This window comes from Corynebacterium ulcerans (assembly GCF_000767685.1).
GTDB classification, from domain to species: domain Bacteria; phylum Actinomycetota; class Actinomycetes; order Mycobacteriales; family Mycobacteriaceae; genus Corynebacterium; species Corynebacterium ulcerans.
The window spans coordinates 1,512,300-1,525,834 of sequence record NZ_CP009622.1; the positions used below are offsets into that span (position 1 = coordinate 1,512,300).

A 13,535-nucleotide genomic window follows, 5' to 3' on the forward strand; every position below is an offset into this window, starting at 1 on the left:
GACACCACTATGTTTGTGGTGGAAAACTACGATGTCCTCTAAAACCACATGAGAAAACTCCCCACAATCTTATACCTCACTTGCCAGGCATAGGACTACGGGGAGTCTTGTCATTTTTAACGGGTTACTTTCACCTGTGGGCCAGCGCCTTCCTTAATTTCTAGCCCTTCAGCTTCTGCCAAACGCATCGCTTCTTCAATCAAAGTCTCCACGATCTGTGATTCGGGGACAGTCTTGATGACCTCGCCACGAACAAAGATCTGGCCTTTGCCATTGCCGGAGGCAACACCCAAGTCTGCATCGCGGGCCTCTCCTGGACCGTTAACCACGCATCCCATGACGGCAACACGTAGCGGAATGTCCATTCCGTCCAAAGCCGCTGTGACTTCTTCTGCCAAGGTGTACACATCAACTTGCGCGCGCCCACAGGAAGGACATGAAACGATTTCCAAGCCACGTTCGCGCAGGTTGAGCGACTGCAAAATCTGATCGCCCACCTTAATTTCTTCCACCGGATCTGCAGACAAAGAGACCCGGATAGTGTCACCAATACCTTCCGATAGAAGCGCGCCGAAAGCTACAGAAGACTTAATTGTGCCTTGGAAAGCAGGACCGGCCTCTGTCACACCAAGATGCAACGGATAGTCACTCTGAGCAGCCAACTGACGATAAGCCTCAACCATCACCACGGGATCATTGTGCTTTACGGAAATGGCAATGTCGCCGAATCCGCAGTCCTCAAACAGTCCGGCTTCCCATAGCGCGGATTCTACGAGGGCTTCCGGGGTAGCTTTGCCATATTTTTCCAAGAGGCGCTTATCCAAGGAACCCGCGTTGACACCAATGCGGATGGGAATTCCCGCGTCACCGGCAGCCTTGGCTACTTCTTTTACCCGTCCATCAAATTCTTTGATATTTCCTGGATTCACACGCACTGCGGCGCATCCAGCATCGATAGCGGCAAAGATGTATTTCGGTTGGAAATGGATATCCGCAATCACAGGAATGGGAGACTTTTTAGCGATAATCGGCAGCGCCTCAGCATCGACAGTCTTAGGACACGCCACACGGATGATGTCGCAACCACTGGCTGTCAGCTGCGCGATTTGTTGAAGCGTCGCATTGACATCATGCGTTTTAGTCGTTGTCATCGATTGGACAGATACAGGGTAGTCAGAACCGACCCCTACGTTTCCAACCATGATCTGGCGTGTCTTACGCCGCGGAGCCAATACTGGTGGCGGCGCATCCGGAAGGCCAAGACCAATCGGTTGTCCTGTGATGGTTGACACTAAGCATGCTCCTTGTACAGAAATGGGGCTACACCCCATCGCAATGGGATAAATCAGATGAATCCAAATTCTAGCACCGTGCTCATCCAGCACGGTGCATAAGCGCTATCAGATGGCTTCTCGCAGTTCTCATAAATCTCATCCAGTCGAAGCCAGCGTGGTTGGTATCACCCGAATAGTTTGATTGGGTTAACCACATCAGCGATGATGACCAGAGCTCCTACGCCCATGAGGAGTGCGGCGACGCCCACAGTTAGTGGAATGAGCTTAGCGTAATCTGCTGGACCTGCGGGTTCTAGGCCGCGAGCCTTGCGGAAGGCGTCGCGAAGCTTCTCATAGATCACGACCGCAATGTGCCCGCCATCAAGCGGTGGAAGCGGGATCAGGTTAAACAGCGCGAGGAAAAGGTTCAAGCTAGCCAGCATCAAGAAGAACATGCTCCACAGGGACTTCTGTGCCAACTCGCCGCCAATGCGCGAGGCACCAACAACGCTGACCGGGCTCTCTTGGTCGCGCTGTCCTCCAAGGATCGAGGCCGCAACACCTGGTATTTTCGCGGGGAAGGAGACAAGCCCCTTAACCGTGGCCCCAAGAAGATCACCGGCATAGCTCAGCGTTCCTCCCACCGCCGAAATTGCGTTGTAGTGGAGAACTACATCTTTCAAAGGTGCACTTGATACACCGATCGCGCCGACGGAGACTTCTTCACCCTTGGCGTTTAACCGCAAAGCATTTGCCACCGGAACATTGAGAGTGAGCTGCGATCCATCTCGATCCACGGTAACGGCTATGGTCTTTCCCGCTTTATCCTGGACATATTCTCTGACCGTGACAAATGAGCGCATGGCTTGTCCATCAATAGCAACAATCCTGTCGCCTTGTTTCAAACCAGCCTCGGCCGCCGGACCCGCACCACTGCAGGGAGCTAATGTTGCAGCATCAATCTGCTTAGGGGCTACGCATGAGGTCTCTCCCACCGTAGCGGTGGTGTCCACATGATTATTGGGCAACCCCGCAGTAATCGCGACCCCGTACAGAACAATCAAAGCCACCAAGATATTCATCAAAATGCCGCCGAGCAACACTATTATGCGTTGCCACCAAGGCTTATGCATCATTGAGTGCGGAGCTTCTTCTGGTGTTACCGGATCTTGGTTGGTCATCCCCGCGATATCACAGAATCCGCCCAAGGGCACAGCTTTAAAGCCGTACTCCGTGTGACCTCGCTTAAAGGAAAAAATCCTAGGACCAAAGCCAATAAAGTAACGGCGAACCCGCATCCCGCATGCCCGTGCCGCAGTATAGTGTCCCCACTCATGCAATGCGATGGTGACAGCAATACCGACTGCAAACGCGGCAACACCAATAAAATAAGACAGCACTAACTAAAACTCCTTATTTGAAGAAAAGCTGAGTATAGCAACGAATACTCTCAACTATTTCTGAGCTAGTTTATCTACAAATAGATTTGCACGGCGTCGGGCTTCCTTCTCATGTGCCAAAATCTCATCGACAGAATGTGGTTCTCCTGCAAAATCAGATGCATGCTGAACAATTTCTTCAACAGTATCCACGATATGCGGGAAGCGAATCCTTCCACCGAGAAAAGCTGCAGCGGCTTCTTCATTAGCAGCGTTATAGACAGCCGGATAGGTTCCCCCAGCGAGTGCGACTTCACGCGCGAGGCGAATAGCAGGAAAAGCTTGATCGTCCACCGGCATAAAATCCCAAGAACTTGCAGAAGAAAAATCAAGACTCGGCTGCGCGCCCGGAACACGTGCAGGCCAATCCAGAGCATGAGAAATTGGCAGCTTCATAGAAGGCGGAGACGCTTGGGCGATAGTCGCGCCATCCGAAAAAGTAATCATGGAGTGCACGATTGACTGTGGATGTACCGTGACGTCAATGCGGTCCGCGGGAACGTCGAAAAGCAATGTTGCCTCTATTAATTCCAACCCCTTATTTACCAAGGTCGCCGAATTCAATGTATTCATTTGCCCCATCGACCATGTGGGATGGGCTGCTGCTTGTTGCGGAGTCACATCCCACATCTGCTGCCTAGTCCATCCCCGAAACGGCCCGCCTGAAGCCGTCAGGACAAACCGCGCAACCTCGGAGCGCGTACCAGAACGTAAGCACTGCGCCATCGCTGAGTGTTCGGAATCCACAGGGACAATCTGTCCGGGACGCGCCTTATTAGTAACGAATCTCCCGCCAGCCACCAACGATTCTTTATTAGCCAATGCAAGAGTTTCCCCGCTCTCAATGGTGGCTAGTGTTGCCGAGAGCCCCAGCGATCCCACCAAGCCATTCAAAACAGTGTCAGCTTCAATGCTTTGAACAAGTCGGGTGGCTGCATCGTCCCCGCTCAGCACCTGACTGCCAAGTGCAACGGAGACAGCGTGCGCCGCCTGCGGATCAGCAACCGCAACAGCATGAGTCGGAAGGTGCAACATCCGTGCCTGCTCTATCACTGCATGCGGATCACGCCCCCCTGCCGCAATTCCAACGACTTGAAACCTCTCCGGATTCGCCTGAATAACTTCGAGGGCTTGAGTGCCGATAGAACCAGTGCTGCCTAGGATTAAAATTCGCTTGCTCACTCCGCTATTATCGCAGCATTTTGCGATCCACGTTTATTCCCTGTTCATTTACAGTCTTTTCTGCATCATCGCTCCTACACAGCCAGTCCTCCTACGCGCGGGACTTATTGGGAGCTTGTCTCTAAGTCTGTCGCCGACCCCCAGGGAGATTAAAGTTCCGATCTGTAATCCGTTTCATCTTCGCCGCGAGCTGTAGACGACACAAAACCATCGCCTCTTTCCTGCCTTTGCTACCAAAAACAGTGGTACAGGCACCAAAAAGGTGGGGTTGCAAACATCGATATTTTTCATCACATCACCCCCTAATGGGCACCAACTTTTGGACGAAGAAATATCTAAAATAATCATGGCTCGATGCCTAGTGCCCCGGTCATGTCTTACTACAGGCTTTGTACGCCGTTTCTCTGCTGCTTCTCCTTCTTCACGCCCCTCCGACAAAATCGCTTTAGCCAGTGGAATGTGCAAAAATAAGCGGTAAATCTTTACGTGTACCCACTCTGCAACACCCACTTAAGCTCAACAGAGCTTGTCGAGATGACGCAGTGCTTTGAGACAAGGAGAACAACGTGGCTGGTTCCCACGAAATCGCCCCTGAGATTCATCATGGCGTGTCCACTTTGGACGAGCCTTCTGCTGCTTGGGGTTGGCACAGCATTGGAATGCGAGCAATCCAGATTTCGGGTTGGATTTCAGTAATCTTCCTCCTCGGCTACAACTTTGGTAATCACCAGGGACACGTAGAAACCATCTTCTTGTTTACATTCGCAATTGTGATTGCGGCCGGCCTGATCTACTTACTGGTTAAGCCTCAAGGCACGCAGATGCGCACCCTTACCGCGCACAACCAGCCACTCGGCTACAAGGAGAAGGACTGGACCTACGAGCAGGCAACCTGCACCGGCGAGTACGCAAAACTCAGCGACTCCCAGCTACGCGCTCTCAACATCGAGCCTGAGCGTGTTCGTCACCTGCGCTCCCTCCCAGAAGCTTAAACCTCACTAACAAAGCGATCCTGCCTTAGATATAGCAAGGTAGGATCGCTTTGTTTTATGCCAGGGGAAGAAAGCTTATCGACGCTCCCCTCCCCCGGTTTTTAGCGCAAGATCAACGTTCTTCTGCTGCTAATTGGCCACATGCCGCAGCGATCTCTTGCCCGCGGGTGTCTCGAACAGTGCACGGTACTCCCTGAGCAATGACGCGTCGAACAAACTCATCTTGCCGATCCTTCGGCGACGCATCCCACTCAGAACCAGGCGTGGGGTTCAACGGGATGAGATTCACGTGAACAAGCGAGCCCAAAGCTTTGTGCAGCTTCTTTCCGAGCATGTCTGCGCGCCATGGTTGGTCATTAACATCACGAATAAGAGCGTATTCAATAGATACGCGCCGGCCCGAGCGATCGGCATAATACCGTGCGGCATCCAGTACCTCTGCAACTTCCCAGCGGTTGTTGGTAGGAACCAACGTATCCCGCAGTTCGTCGTCTGGGGTGTGCAGGGAAACAGCGAGAGTAACTGATAGGTCTTCCTCGGCAAGTTTCCTTATCGCTGGCGCCAACCCGACTGTAGAAACAGTCACATTACGCTGCGAGATCCCAAAGCCCTCAGGAACAGGAGAAGTAATCTGACGGACCGCAGATACTACGCGCTTATAGTTAGCCAATGGCTCGCCCATACCCATAAAAACGATATTGGATAACCGGCCACCTTCAGCAGTCATCGTCGCCGATGCCGCACGTACTTGGTCCACGATCTCTGCAGTAGACAGGTTACGATCCAATCCGCCTTGTCCGGTAGCACAGAACGGGCATGCCATGCCGCAACCCGCTTGAGAAGAAATACACAGCGTCGCACGGTTGGGGTACCGCATTAAAACTGATTCAAGCAAAGTCCCATCGTGGAGTTTCCACAGCGTCTTTTGGGTTTCCCCTGCATCCGTTTCAATAGCACGAACCGGCGTCATCAAGGTTGGAAATAGCTTCTCTTGCACTTTCGAGCGTACAGCCGCAGGCAAATCTGTCATTGTGCGAGGATCTGCTTCAAGGCGACCATAATAATGCCGAGCAATCTGATTTGCCCGAAACTTAGGTAGCCCCAATTCGTTCAACGCACTAATGCGTTCTTCCACCGAATAATCCGCGAAATGCTTCGGTGGCATACTCCTGCGCGGCTGGGAAAAATTCAGTTTCACCGGCGTCGAAGCACGTCGGGTCCCCGGAGCGCTTGGTGCGGCTGCTTCTACAGGGCTTTCAACAGGCTGAGTGGGGTCATTGGGCGTAGTCATCAGTACCATCATGTCACGTCACGCCTTAAAATATGGAACGGCATCGTAACAACCCCCTCTCTGACGCGCTGCAGTCCGTTATCAAGAAAATTGTATCCGCATTGTTATCGCCTCTTATTGGATATCAGGACCCTCATCACGTTGAATAGGAAGCATGCGTAACAAAGATGCCTTCCATGATTCTTCTTCACCTGAGCCTGGCTCTGATATGCCATTCCCCTCTGTCGCCTCAGGTTCGAGCAATGAATCCGATGAAGCACTCCGTACTTCTACAGAACTAAGCGTTCCAACGCAAGACACCATTGGGAACTCTTCTGCCCCAGCTAACAAACAAACAGTGAAAAAGACATTTGCTGGAGGCACCTGGGTCGCCCTCATCATCGGTGCCCTATTGCTGATCCTTCTGCTTATCTTTATTTTGCAGAATCAAGAAAAAGTAGCTCTCCACATGTTTGTATGGGAATTTTCCGTTCCGGTAGGCGTTGGTTTCCTCCTCGCATCCATTACCGGGGCATTGATTATGGCCCTAGTCGGTGGAGTACGAATGTTCCAACTGCGACGTCAGATTACCAAGCATCAGTAGTCCTAAAAAGACGGGGCGCTGCTCATAACGAGCAGCGCCCCGTCTTTCCTTTTGAAGCAGATCAATTTAAACAGAAGAAATAAAACTCAAAACCAACCATGTGACCATCGCAGAAGGCAGCATTCCATCGAGTCTATCCATAAGGCCTCCGTGCCCCGGCAGCATAGAGGACATATCTTTGATGCCTAATTCTCGTTTGAATTGTGATTCCACGAGATCGCCCAAGGTTGCACAGATAACCAAACCAAACCCCAGAATCAAGCCCCACCACCACGTGTAATCCAGGAGGAAATACACGCTCAGCACGCCAACAGTCATTCCGAAAATAACTGAGCCCGCGAAACCTTCCCATGATTTCTTTGGACTCACTGCGGGAGCCATCGGATGGGATCCAAACATCACACCAGCCACATAGCCACCAACATCGGAAGCGACCACACACAGCATAAAGGTTACGATGAAATACGCTCCAGGAGCCACATCGTTTTGGAACTGCGAAAGCATAGCCGCAAAGCTGCCAAAGAGCGGTACCCAGGTCAATACGAAGATCGCCATCGCGGTATCTCGTAAATAATTTTTAGGCGGCATATGCGGACCATGATGAAAAAGCCTGCTGAACATGGTCACCAATACAGCAGCCACAAAACCAGCTACAAGACCCCGCGTGCCAAAGGGCCAACTAAGCCACAACATGACCTGTCCACCGATGATAAGAACCCACCGTTGTACTAAATAACCTGCTTCGCTCAACCTTGCATGTACCTCAGCAGTAGCAAGAGCTATCGCAAGCGCGACTAATGGGTACCAAGCATGCGGAATTACAAAAATGGCTAATAAAACCACCCCTCCTAGACCCGCACCAATGCTAATGGCAGCTTTGAGATCTCGCCCAGCAGAATTTTTAGGCTTTGGAAGATGCTCAAATCCTTTAACGGCATCATTCATTGTGGCAGGTCCTCCGAGGGAGTGGATCGGTGAAGCATAAGCGTCATACTTATCGCTCAATGTAAGGTTTTAACCCTTAAAGTCAACAAGACACGGAGGGCACACGCGTATAGCGAATGCCCTCTACATAAGGATTTTCCTCGGCGCAACGCTACTATCCGTATTACGCCGTGGGCTGAGGAGTCCTAGACCTCCATTAACTCTGCTTCTTTTTTAGAAACAACCTCATCAACCTGAGCCACGTACTTGGCGGTGATCTTATCTAGTTCTTTTTCGGCTGCTTGAACTTCGTCTTCACCAGCATCGCCATCTTTCTGGATCTTTTTCAGCTGATCCATGCCCTTGCGGCGGACGTTACGGATCGCGATCTTTCCGTCTTCGCCCTTAGATTTGGCAACTTTCACCATCTCTTTACGACGTTCCTCAGTCAGCTGAGGAACTGTGACGCGCAGGACCTGTCCATCGTTTGTGGGATTTACGCCGAGGTCTGAATTCCGAATAGCGTTTTCGATTTCACCCATCATCGACATCTCATAAGGCTTGATCAAAAGCATACGAGCTTCAGGCACAGAAATTGTTGCCATCTGCGTGATCGGGGTCGGAACGCCGTAATAATCGGCGATGACTCCGTTGAACATTGCTGGGTTTGCGCGACCAGTACGAATATTAACGAGGTCGTCCCTCGTCCTTTCGACTGTCGTGCCCATGTGCTCTTCAGATTCGAGCAAAATATCGTCGATCATAAAAATCCCTCTTTGTAAAAGACCACGTGTGATGAAGCGTCGCATGGGTTATGAGAACCAACGCAGATGCCCATTTCCACAAGTATTTCTATTTCGGAAAAACTCGGTAGTTCAATAGGTACTTAATCTATCAGGACTTGACCAAGGTTCCGATTTGGTCCCCCGCCACCGCACGCGCGATATTGCCTTCTGTAAGAAGATTGAATACCAAAATCGGCATATCATTGTCCATGCACAGACTAAAGGCCGTCGCATCTGCGACTTTCAAACCTTTTTCAATTACTTCACGAGGAGTGATGTCGTTGAATAGCTCTGCTTCAGGATTGGTGCGGGGATCATCGCTGTATACGCCATCCACGGCCTTTGCCATGAGAAGTACTTCACAATCGATCTCCAGAGCGCGTTGCGCTGCCGTCGTATCTGTAGAGAAATACGGCATACCCATCCCTGCTCCGAAGATAACCACACGCCCTTTTTCTAGATGACGCTTGGCACGAAGAGGCAGGTATGGCTCCGCTACCTGTGCCATGTTGATGGCAGTCTGTACACGGCAGTCGATCCCCTCTTGTTCAAGGAAATCTTGCAACGCCAGGCAGTTCATGACAGTTCCGAGCATTCCCATGTAGTCGGAACGGTTACGATCTAGACCACGCTGCTGAAGCTGTGCACCACGGAAGAAGTTTCCGCCACCAATAACAACGGCTATTTCTGCACCATTCCGAGCAACACTAGCGATTTGACGAGCAACATTTTGTACAACATCGGGGTCGATACCAACGGAACCACCGCCAAACATTTCACCGCCAAGCTTCAGCATCACTCGTTTGTATCCGGTCCGCGAGTTGGTGGCACCTTCAGCCATTGCAGTAAACCTCTCCGACTCTCAGGCACTTGACGTAGCCCGAGCCATATTTTGCTCTCTTTTTGGCACGATAGTCCGCATTTCAAGACATTTACACAGGTTATTAGGGCATAATAAACCGCCCATCCCCGCGTAAAGCCTGCGCTGCTTCAGTCCCTTAGTCAAAGGCACGACGCAACGGAATACGAATCGAAAAGGATTCTACCCGCATATACCTTCCAACAGAGCATCCCACTCCGAATAGGCCTTGTATCTACAGCAGGCATACGCCAGGCCTCGTTAAAAGCAAAAAGGCTCCCCCTTGCGAGCTATTCCTAAGTCCAGACCTGATCGTTCAGTCTGACTCCAAAATAGTTCGCCTAGGGGGAACCTTCTTACAAACTAGGCAAAGCCTAGTGGCCGATTAGTGCTGGCCAACCTCGTAACGAACGAAACCGGTCAGGGTAACGCCAGCCTCATCCATGACCTGCTTAACAGTCTTCTTGCTATCTGCAACAGAAGCCTGCTCTACGAGGCAGACATCCTTGTAGAAACCATTAAGACGGCCCTCAACGATCTTCGGGATAGCCTGCTCAGGCTTTCCTTCTTCACGAGTGATCTGCTCAGCAATGGAGCGTTCCTTCTCCACAACCTCAGCAGGCACGTCCTCACGGGTCAGGTATGCAGCCTTGAGTGCAGCAACCTGCATAGCAGCAGCATGTGCAGCCTGCTTAGCGGCATCGCCTTCACCGGTGTATGCAACCATAACGCCCACAGCTGGGGGAAGGTCAGCAGAACGCTGGTGCAAGTAAACAGAGAGGTTCTCAGCTTCCAAGGTCGCTGCGCGACGAAGTTCCAGCTTCTCACCGATCTTTGCGGAGAGCTCCTGAATAGCGTCAGCAGCAGACTTTCCATCAAGGTCAGCAGCAGCAAGTTCTTCAGCAGAGTTAGCCTTCACAGCAGCAGCAGCGTCTGCGACCTTCTGAGCGAACTCCTTGAACTCAGCGTTCTTAGCAACAAAGTCGGTCTCAGAGTTGATCTCGACCATGGTGTTGCCGGAAACAGCAATCAGGCCCTCGGTAGCGTTGCGCTCAGCACGCTTTCCGACGTCCTTAGCACCCTTAATACGAAGAACCTCAACAGCTTTGTCAAAATCGCCGTTGGTCTCTTCCAAAGCCTTCTTGCAGTCAAGCATGCCGGAACCGGTGATCTCGCGGAGCTTCTTTACGTCTGCAGCAGTGTAGTTCGCCATTATCGGGGCGATCCTCCTCGTGTAGGAAAAATTCTGAAGATTTTCGATGTTTAGCGTATCTGACTCTCGCACTTTATGCAGAAAGACGTCACACTTTTCATCACAATGACCCTAAGGCCTCAAGTCTCAGTGGCTCTTTCCCAAATGCTTCGCAAATAAGGAAAGATAAAACCACAAGGAGCCCCCACCCCGAGCATCAAAAGCCAACTTCAATTATTTTGGCTTCCTTGCTCTGGAGCTGGGGGCTCACAGCTATGCCGCCCACCGCCAAAACGGCGGGCGCAAAAGAAGTTTTACTTAGCCTCAGCCTCAGCTGCGACCTCTGCAGGTGCCTCAACCTTTGCTGCAACTTCTTCAGTTGCTTCTACTTTGGCGGCAACCTCAGTCTTGTTTGCGTCACCGGCAGCTTCCTTTGCTGCAGCAAGAGCGCGCTCTTCGCGAGCCTTCTTACCTTCGATAACAGCGCTGGAGATAACACGGGTAAGGACATCGATGGAGCGGATAGCGTCATCGTTGCCTGGGACCGGGAAGTTAACAACATCCGGATCACAGTTGGTGTCAAGGATTGCAACAACAGGGATGTTCAGCTTGTGAGCCTCAGAAACAGCGATGTGCTCCTTGTTGGTGTCAATGACCCACATTGCAGAAGGAATCTTGTTCATGTCTGCAATACCGCCAAGAACGCGCTCAAGCTTGGTGCGCTCACGGGTAAGCATGAGAACTTCCTTCTTGGTACGGCCATCGTAGCCGTTCTCTGCAGCATCCATAGCCTGCAGTTCTTTCATGCGGTGCAGACGCTTGGAGACAGTCTGGAAGTTGGTCAGCATACCGCCGAGCCAGCGGTGGTTCACGTAAGGCATACCAACGCGCTCAGCTTCGTTCTTCACAGACTCCTGAGCCTGCTTCTTGGTGCCAACATAAAGGATGGTGCCACCGTGAGCAACGGTCTCTTTAACAAACTCGTAAGCCTCGTTGATGAAGGTCAGGGTCTGCTGCAAGTCAATGATGTAGATGCCGTTACGGTCGGTGAAGATGAAACGACGCATCTTCGGGTTCCAACGGCGGGTCTGGTGACCGAAGTGGACACCAGCGTCGAGAAGCTCTCGCATGGTTACAACTGCCATGAGTGCTTCCTTTCTCTAAAAATCGTGGTTGTCATATTTTCACGGGCTTTCCCCGTGTCCTAGCAGAACTGAAACGAAAAGCAACACCCAGAGCTTCTTTAAAGCAAGAAGCATGGGACCACGTTGTTTCGCTGTCACTACAAAGTGACGTCAGAACTGCGCGTAGTCAGCACGCCAAACTCAGGACACACTGCTAGCGAGCTAGTCTAGACCGACTCTTTCCCGGAAACAAAATGGACATTCCACCTATCCACACATATAACAACCCGCTCAACCCCATAAGCAACAAAAAGCTTCTTTCATCCCAGATTCCACAGTTCACGTTTTCCCTATTCCTCTTCAAAGCAACATCGGAAAACATCAGATCCGTGATGCTTTTTCAATTGACCGTCCACACTGCAGCAAAAAATAAAACCTTTTTCACCAAACTGACTGTTCTTCTCGTCATCTTTACTGCAACCTTCTCGGCTTCTCCCGTCGCACACAGCTATAGAGACCCGACGTCCGGAAACCGGTCTGCGAGAAAAGTCCTCAAAGGCTTTAAAAAACCCGAACACAACTGGCTTCCCGGTCATCGTGGCGTAGACCTCGCGTTAGACGTAGGAGCAAACATACTTGCTGCCGAAAGTGGAATAGTCGCGTTTTCCGGGACCGTAGCCGGAACCCCCACGCTATCTATCGATCATCCCGATGGAATAAGAACCACCTATCAGCCGGTGTTCACCTCCTTAAGAAAAGGCGACCCGGTCCACCTAGGGGACGTTATCGGACAATTAGCCCCCAGCTCCGATGGTGATCCCGGGCTCCACTGGGGCGCTTTTACGGGCAACTATGACTATCTAAATCCCTTATCGCTTCTCGACGCCCCAACTATCCGACTCAAGCCACTGTCTGGCTAGCCAATCTCATGCCCGCGGATGCGATTGTCTAAACGCTTCTTTGAGGCGCTGGGAACTCACATGCGTATAAATTTGTGTAGTGTTCAACGACGAATGACCAAGCAATTCTTGAACAATTCGCAGATCAGCGCCACCATCAAGCATGTGCGTGGCAGCGGTGTGGCGCACCGAGTGCGGACCCAGCCCTGCGATTCCAGCTTCCTTACCTGCTGCGTCGACAAGCCTCCGAACTTGGCGTGGATCCAGCCGCCCCCCTCGAACCCCCAAGAACAGCGCCACTTCAGCTTTATCCTTATGCATGGCCGGCCATCCAAGTTCTATCCAATGAGCCAGTGCGTCGTGCGCAGCCCGACCAAAGGGAACGACTCGCTGCTTGTCTCCTTTACCCAGTACTTTTATCGTTTTTCGCTGCCAGTCAATATCTTCAAGGTCGATACCGCATAACTCCGATACCCGAATCCCCGTTGCATACAACAGCTCAAGAACCGCTCGATCTCGCACAAATTCCGCTTCGCTTTTCGACGCCGGATGTTCAACCACGGACTCTGCTTGCCCCGCAGCCAGCACTTTAGGCAAATGCCGCCCTACCTTTGGAGCAATCAGTCGAGCAGCCACATCAGTCTCAATATATCCTTGCTTGAGCAACCACGAACTCATCGACCTAGCAGCCGCCACCCGGCGCGCAAGGGTGGCACGCGATTTCCCTTCCGCCACTGCCTCCCCCAACCAGTCCCGTAAGTTGTCCAGGGTAAAATCCTTCAGCTCAGGTTTCCGGCCAGCGAAAGTATGAAGGTCGCTGCGATAGCCCTTGAGTGTGGCGGGTGATCTACCCGATACGAGTTCCAAGTGCTCAATAAAATCGTCTATCAGAGCCACCATCTGGACCATTGCGTTCTAGCCTCTCCCCACATAGACAAGAGCGGAGACCACCGTTTCCGGCAGCTCCGCTCTTGAATCTGACTCACCCATA

Annotated in this window: 13 protein-coding genes; 3 read left to right on the top strand and 10 right to left on the bottom strand. The window is 51.8% G+C overall.

The features are described from left to right. Positions 1-116: 116 nt before the first annotated feature. From ispG to dxr, 3 genes are all read right to left on the bottom strand, one after another. On the bottom strand, positions 117-1,292 hold the full coding sequence (gene ispG / locus CULFRC11_RS06860) for a flavodoxin-dependent (E)-4-hydroxy-3-methylbut-2-enyl-diphosphate synthase (RefSeq protein WP_023635906.1): 1,176 nt from the start codon (positions 1,290-1,292) through the stop codon (positions 117-119). A 167-nt stretch (positions 1,293-1,459) separates the two neighbouring features. Beyond that, positions 1,460-2,674, bottom strand: a complete 1,215-nt coding sequence (locus tag CULFRC11_RS06865; RefSeq protein WP_023635907.1) for a M50 family metallopeptidase — start codon at positions 2,672-2,674, stop codon at positions 1,460-1,462. Between the two features lie 54 nt (positions 2,675-2,728). Continuing rightward, on the bottom strand, positions 2,729-3,895 hold the full coding sequence (dxr, locus tag CULFRC11_RS06870) for a 1-deoxy-D-xylulose-5-phosphate reductoisomerase (RefSeq protein ID WP_023635908.1): 1,167 nt from the start codon (positions 3,893-3,895) through the stop codon (positions 2,729-2,731). A gap of 566 nt (positions 3,896-4,461) precedes the next feature. Here dxr and CULFRC11_RS06875 point away from each other — a divergent pair. Then, positions 4,462-4,887 carry a DUF2631 domain-containing protein gene (locus tag CULFRC11_RS06875; RefSeq protein WP_023635909.1) on the top strand — a complete coding sequence of 142 codons (426 nt, stop codon included), beginning with the start codon at positions 4,462-4,464 and terminating at the stop codon, positions 4,885-4,887. Positions 4,888-4,999: 112 nt separating this feature from the next. Here CULFRC11_RS06875 and rlmN read toward each other — a convergent pair whose 3' ends face one another. Beyond that, complete coding sequence (rlmN, locus tag CULFRC11_RS06880; RefSeq protein ID WP_038621002.1) at positions 5,000-6,052, bottom strand: dual-specificity RNA methyltransferase RlmN; 1,053 nt, start codon at positions 6,050-6,052, stop codon at positions 5,000-5,002. A gap of 280 nt (positions 6,053-6,332) precedes the next feature. Here rlmN and CULFRC11_RS06885 point away from each other — a divergent pair, with 280 nt between their 5' ends. After that, complete coding sequence (locus CULFRC11_RS06885; protein WP_013911774.1) at positions 6,333-6,761, top strand: LapA family protein; 429 nt, start codon at positions 6,333-6,335, stop codon at positions 6,759-6,761. A 66-nt stretch (positions 6,762-6,827) separates the two neighbouring features. Here the strand turns inward: CULFRC11_RS06885 and CULFRC11_RS06890 are convergent, their stop codons facing one another. From CULFRC11_RS06890 to rpsB, 5 genes are all read right to left on the bottom strand, one after another. After that, on the bottom strand, positions 6,828-7,706 hold the full coding sequence (locus CULFRC11_RS06890) for a phosphatidate cytidylyltransferase (protein WP_023635911.1): 879 nt from the start codon (positions 7,704-7,706) through the stop codon (positions 6,828-6,830). Between the two features lie 185 nt (positions 7,707-7,891). Then, the gene (gene frr / locus CULFRC11_RS06895) at positions 7,892-8,449 is read right to left on the bottom strand and encodes a ribosome recycling factor (RefSeq protein WP_013242166.1); all 558 of its coding nucleotides are present in this window, start codon (positions 8,447-8,449) and stop codon (positions 7,892-7,894) included. Between the two features lie 130 nt (positions 8,450-8,579). Next, positions 8,580-9,311, bottom strand: a complete 732-nt coding sequence (gene pyrH / locus CULFRC11_RS06900) for a UMP kinase (protein ID WP_013911776.1) — start codon at positions 9,309-9,311, stop codon at positions 8,580-8,582. A 403-nt stretch (positions 9,312-9,714) separates the two neighbouring features. Then, the gene (tsf, locus tag CULFRC11_RS06905; protein WP_023635912.1) at positions 9,715-10,542 is read right to left on the bottom strand and encodes a translation elongation factor Ts; all 828 of its coding nucleotides are present in this window, start codon (positions 10,540-10,542) and stop codon (positions 9,715-9,717) included. A 293-nt stretch (positions 10,543-10,835) separates the two neighbouring features. Then, positions 10,836-11,666, bottom strand: a complete 831-nt coding sequence (gene rpsB, locus CULFRC11_RS06910) for a 30S ribosomal protein S2 (protein ID WP_013242169.1) — start codon at positions 11,664-11,666, stop codon at positions 10,836-10,838. Between the two features lie 371 nt (positions 11,667-12,037). On the opposite strand from rpsB, the gene CULFRC11_RS06915 reads away from it, so the two are divergent. Then, positions 12,038-12,565 carry a M23 family metallopeptidase gene (locus CULFRC11_RS06915; RefSeq protein WP_031270395.1) on the top strand — a complete coding sequence of 176 codons (528 nt, stop codon included), beginning with the start codon at positions 12,038-12,040 and terminating at the stop codon, positions 12,563-12,565. Between the two features lie 6 nt (positions 12,566-12,571). Here the strand turns inward: CULFRC11_RS06915 and CULFRC11_RS06920 are convergent, their stop codons facing one another. Further along, positions 12,572-13,453: a tyrosine recombinase XerC gene (locus CULFRC11_RS06920; protein ID WP_023635913.1), complete on the bottom strand. Its 882-nt coding sequence runs from the start codon at positions 13,451-13,453 to the stop codon at positions 12,572-12,574. Between the last annotated feature and the right edge of the window lie 82 nt (positions 13,454-13,535).

Coding starts and splice junctions, on each gene's coding strand:
- rlmN (WP_038621002.1), bottom strand. CDS start 6,052: ATGCCACCGAAGCATTTCGCGGATTATTCGGTGGAAGAACGCATTAGT.
- CULFRC11_RS06885 (WP_013911774.1), top strand. CDS start 6,333: ATGCGTAACAAAGATGCCTTCCATGATTCTTCTTCACCTGAGCCTGGC.
- CULFRC11_RS06890 (WP_023635911.1), bottom strand. CDS start 7,706: ATGAATGATGCCGTTAAAGGATTTGAGCATCTTCCAAAGCCTAAAAAT.
- frr (WP_013242166.1), bottom strand. CDS start 8,449: ATGATCGACGATATTTTGCTCGAATCTGAAGAGCACATGGGCACGACA.
- pyrH (WP_013911776.1), bottom strand. CDS start 9,311: ATGGCTGAAGGTGCCACCAACTCGCGGACCGGATACAAACGAGTGATG.
- tsf (WP_023635912.1), bottom strand. CDS start 10,542: ATGGCGAACTACACTGCTGCAGACGTAAAGAAGCTCCGCGAGATCACC.
- rpsB (WP_013242169.1), bottom strand. CDS start 11,666: ATGGCAGTTGTAACCATGCGAGAGCTTCTCGACGCTGGTGTCCACTTC.
- CULFRC11_RS06915 (WP_031270395.1), top strand. CDS start 12,038: ATGCTTTTTCAATTGACCGTCCACACTGCAGCAAAAAATAAAACCTTT.
- CULFRC11_RS06920 (WP_023635913.1), bottom strand. CDS start 13,453: ATGGTCCAGATGGTGGCTCTGATAGACGATTTTATTGAGCACTTGGAA.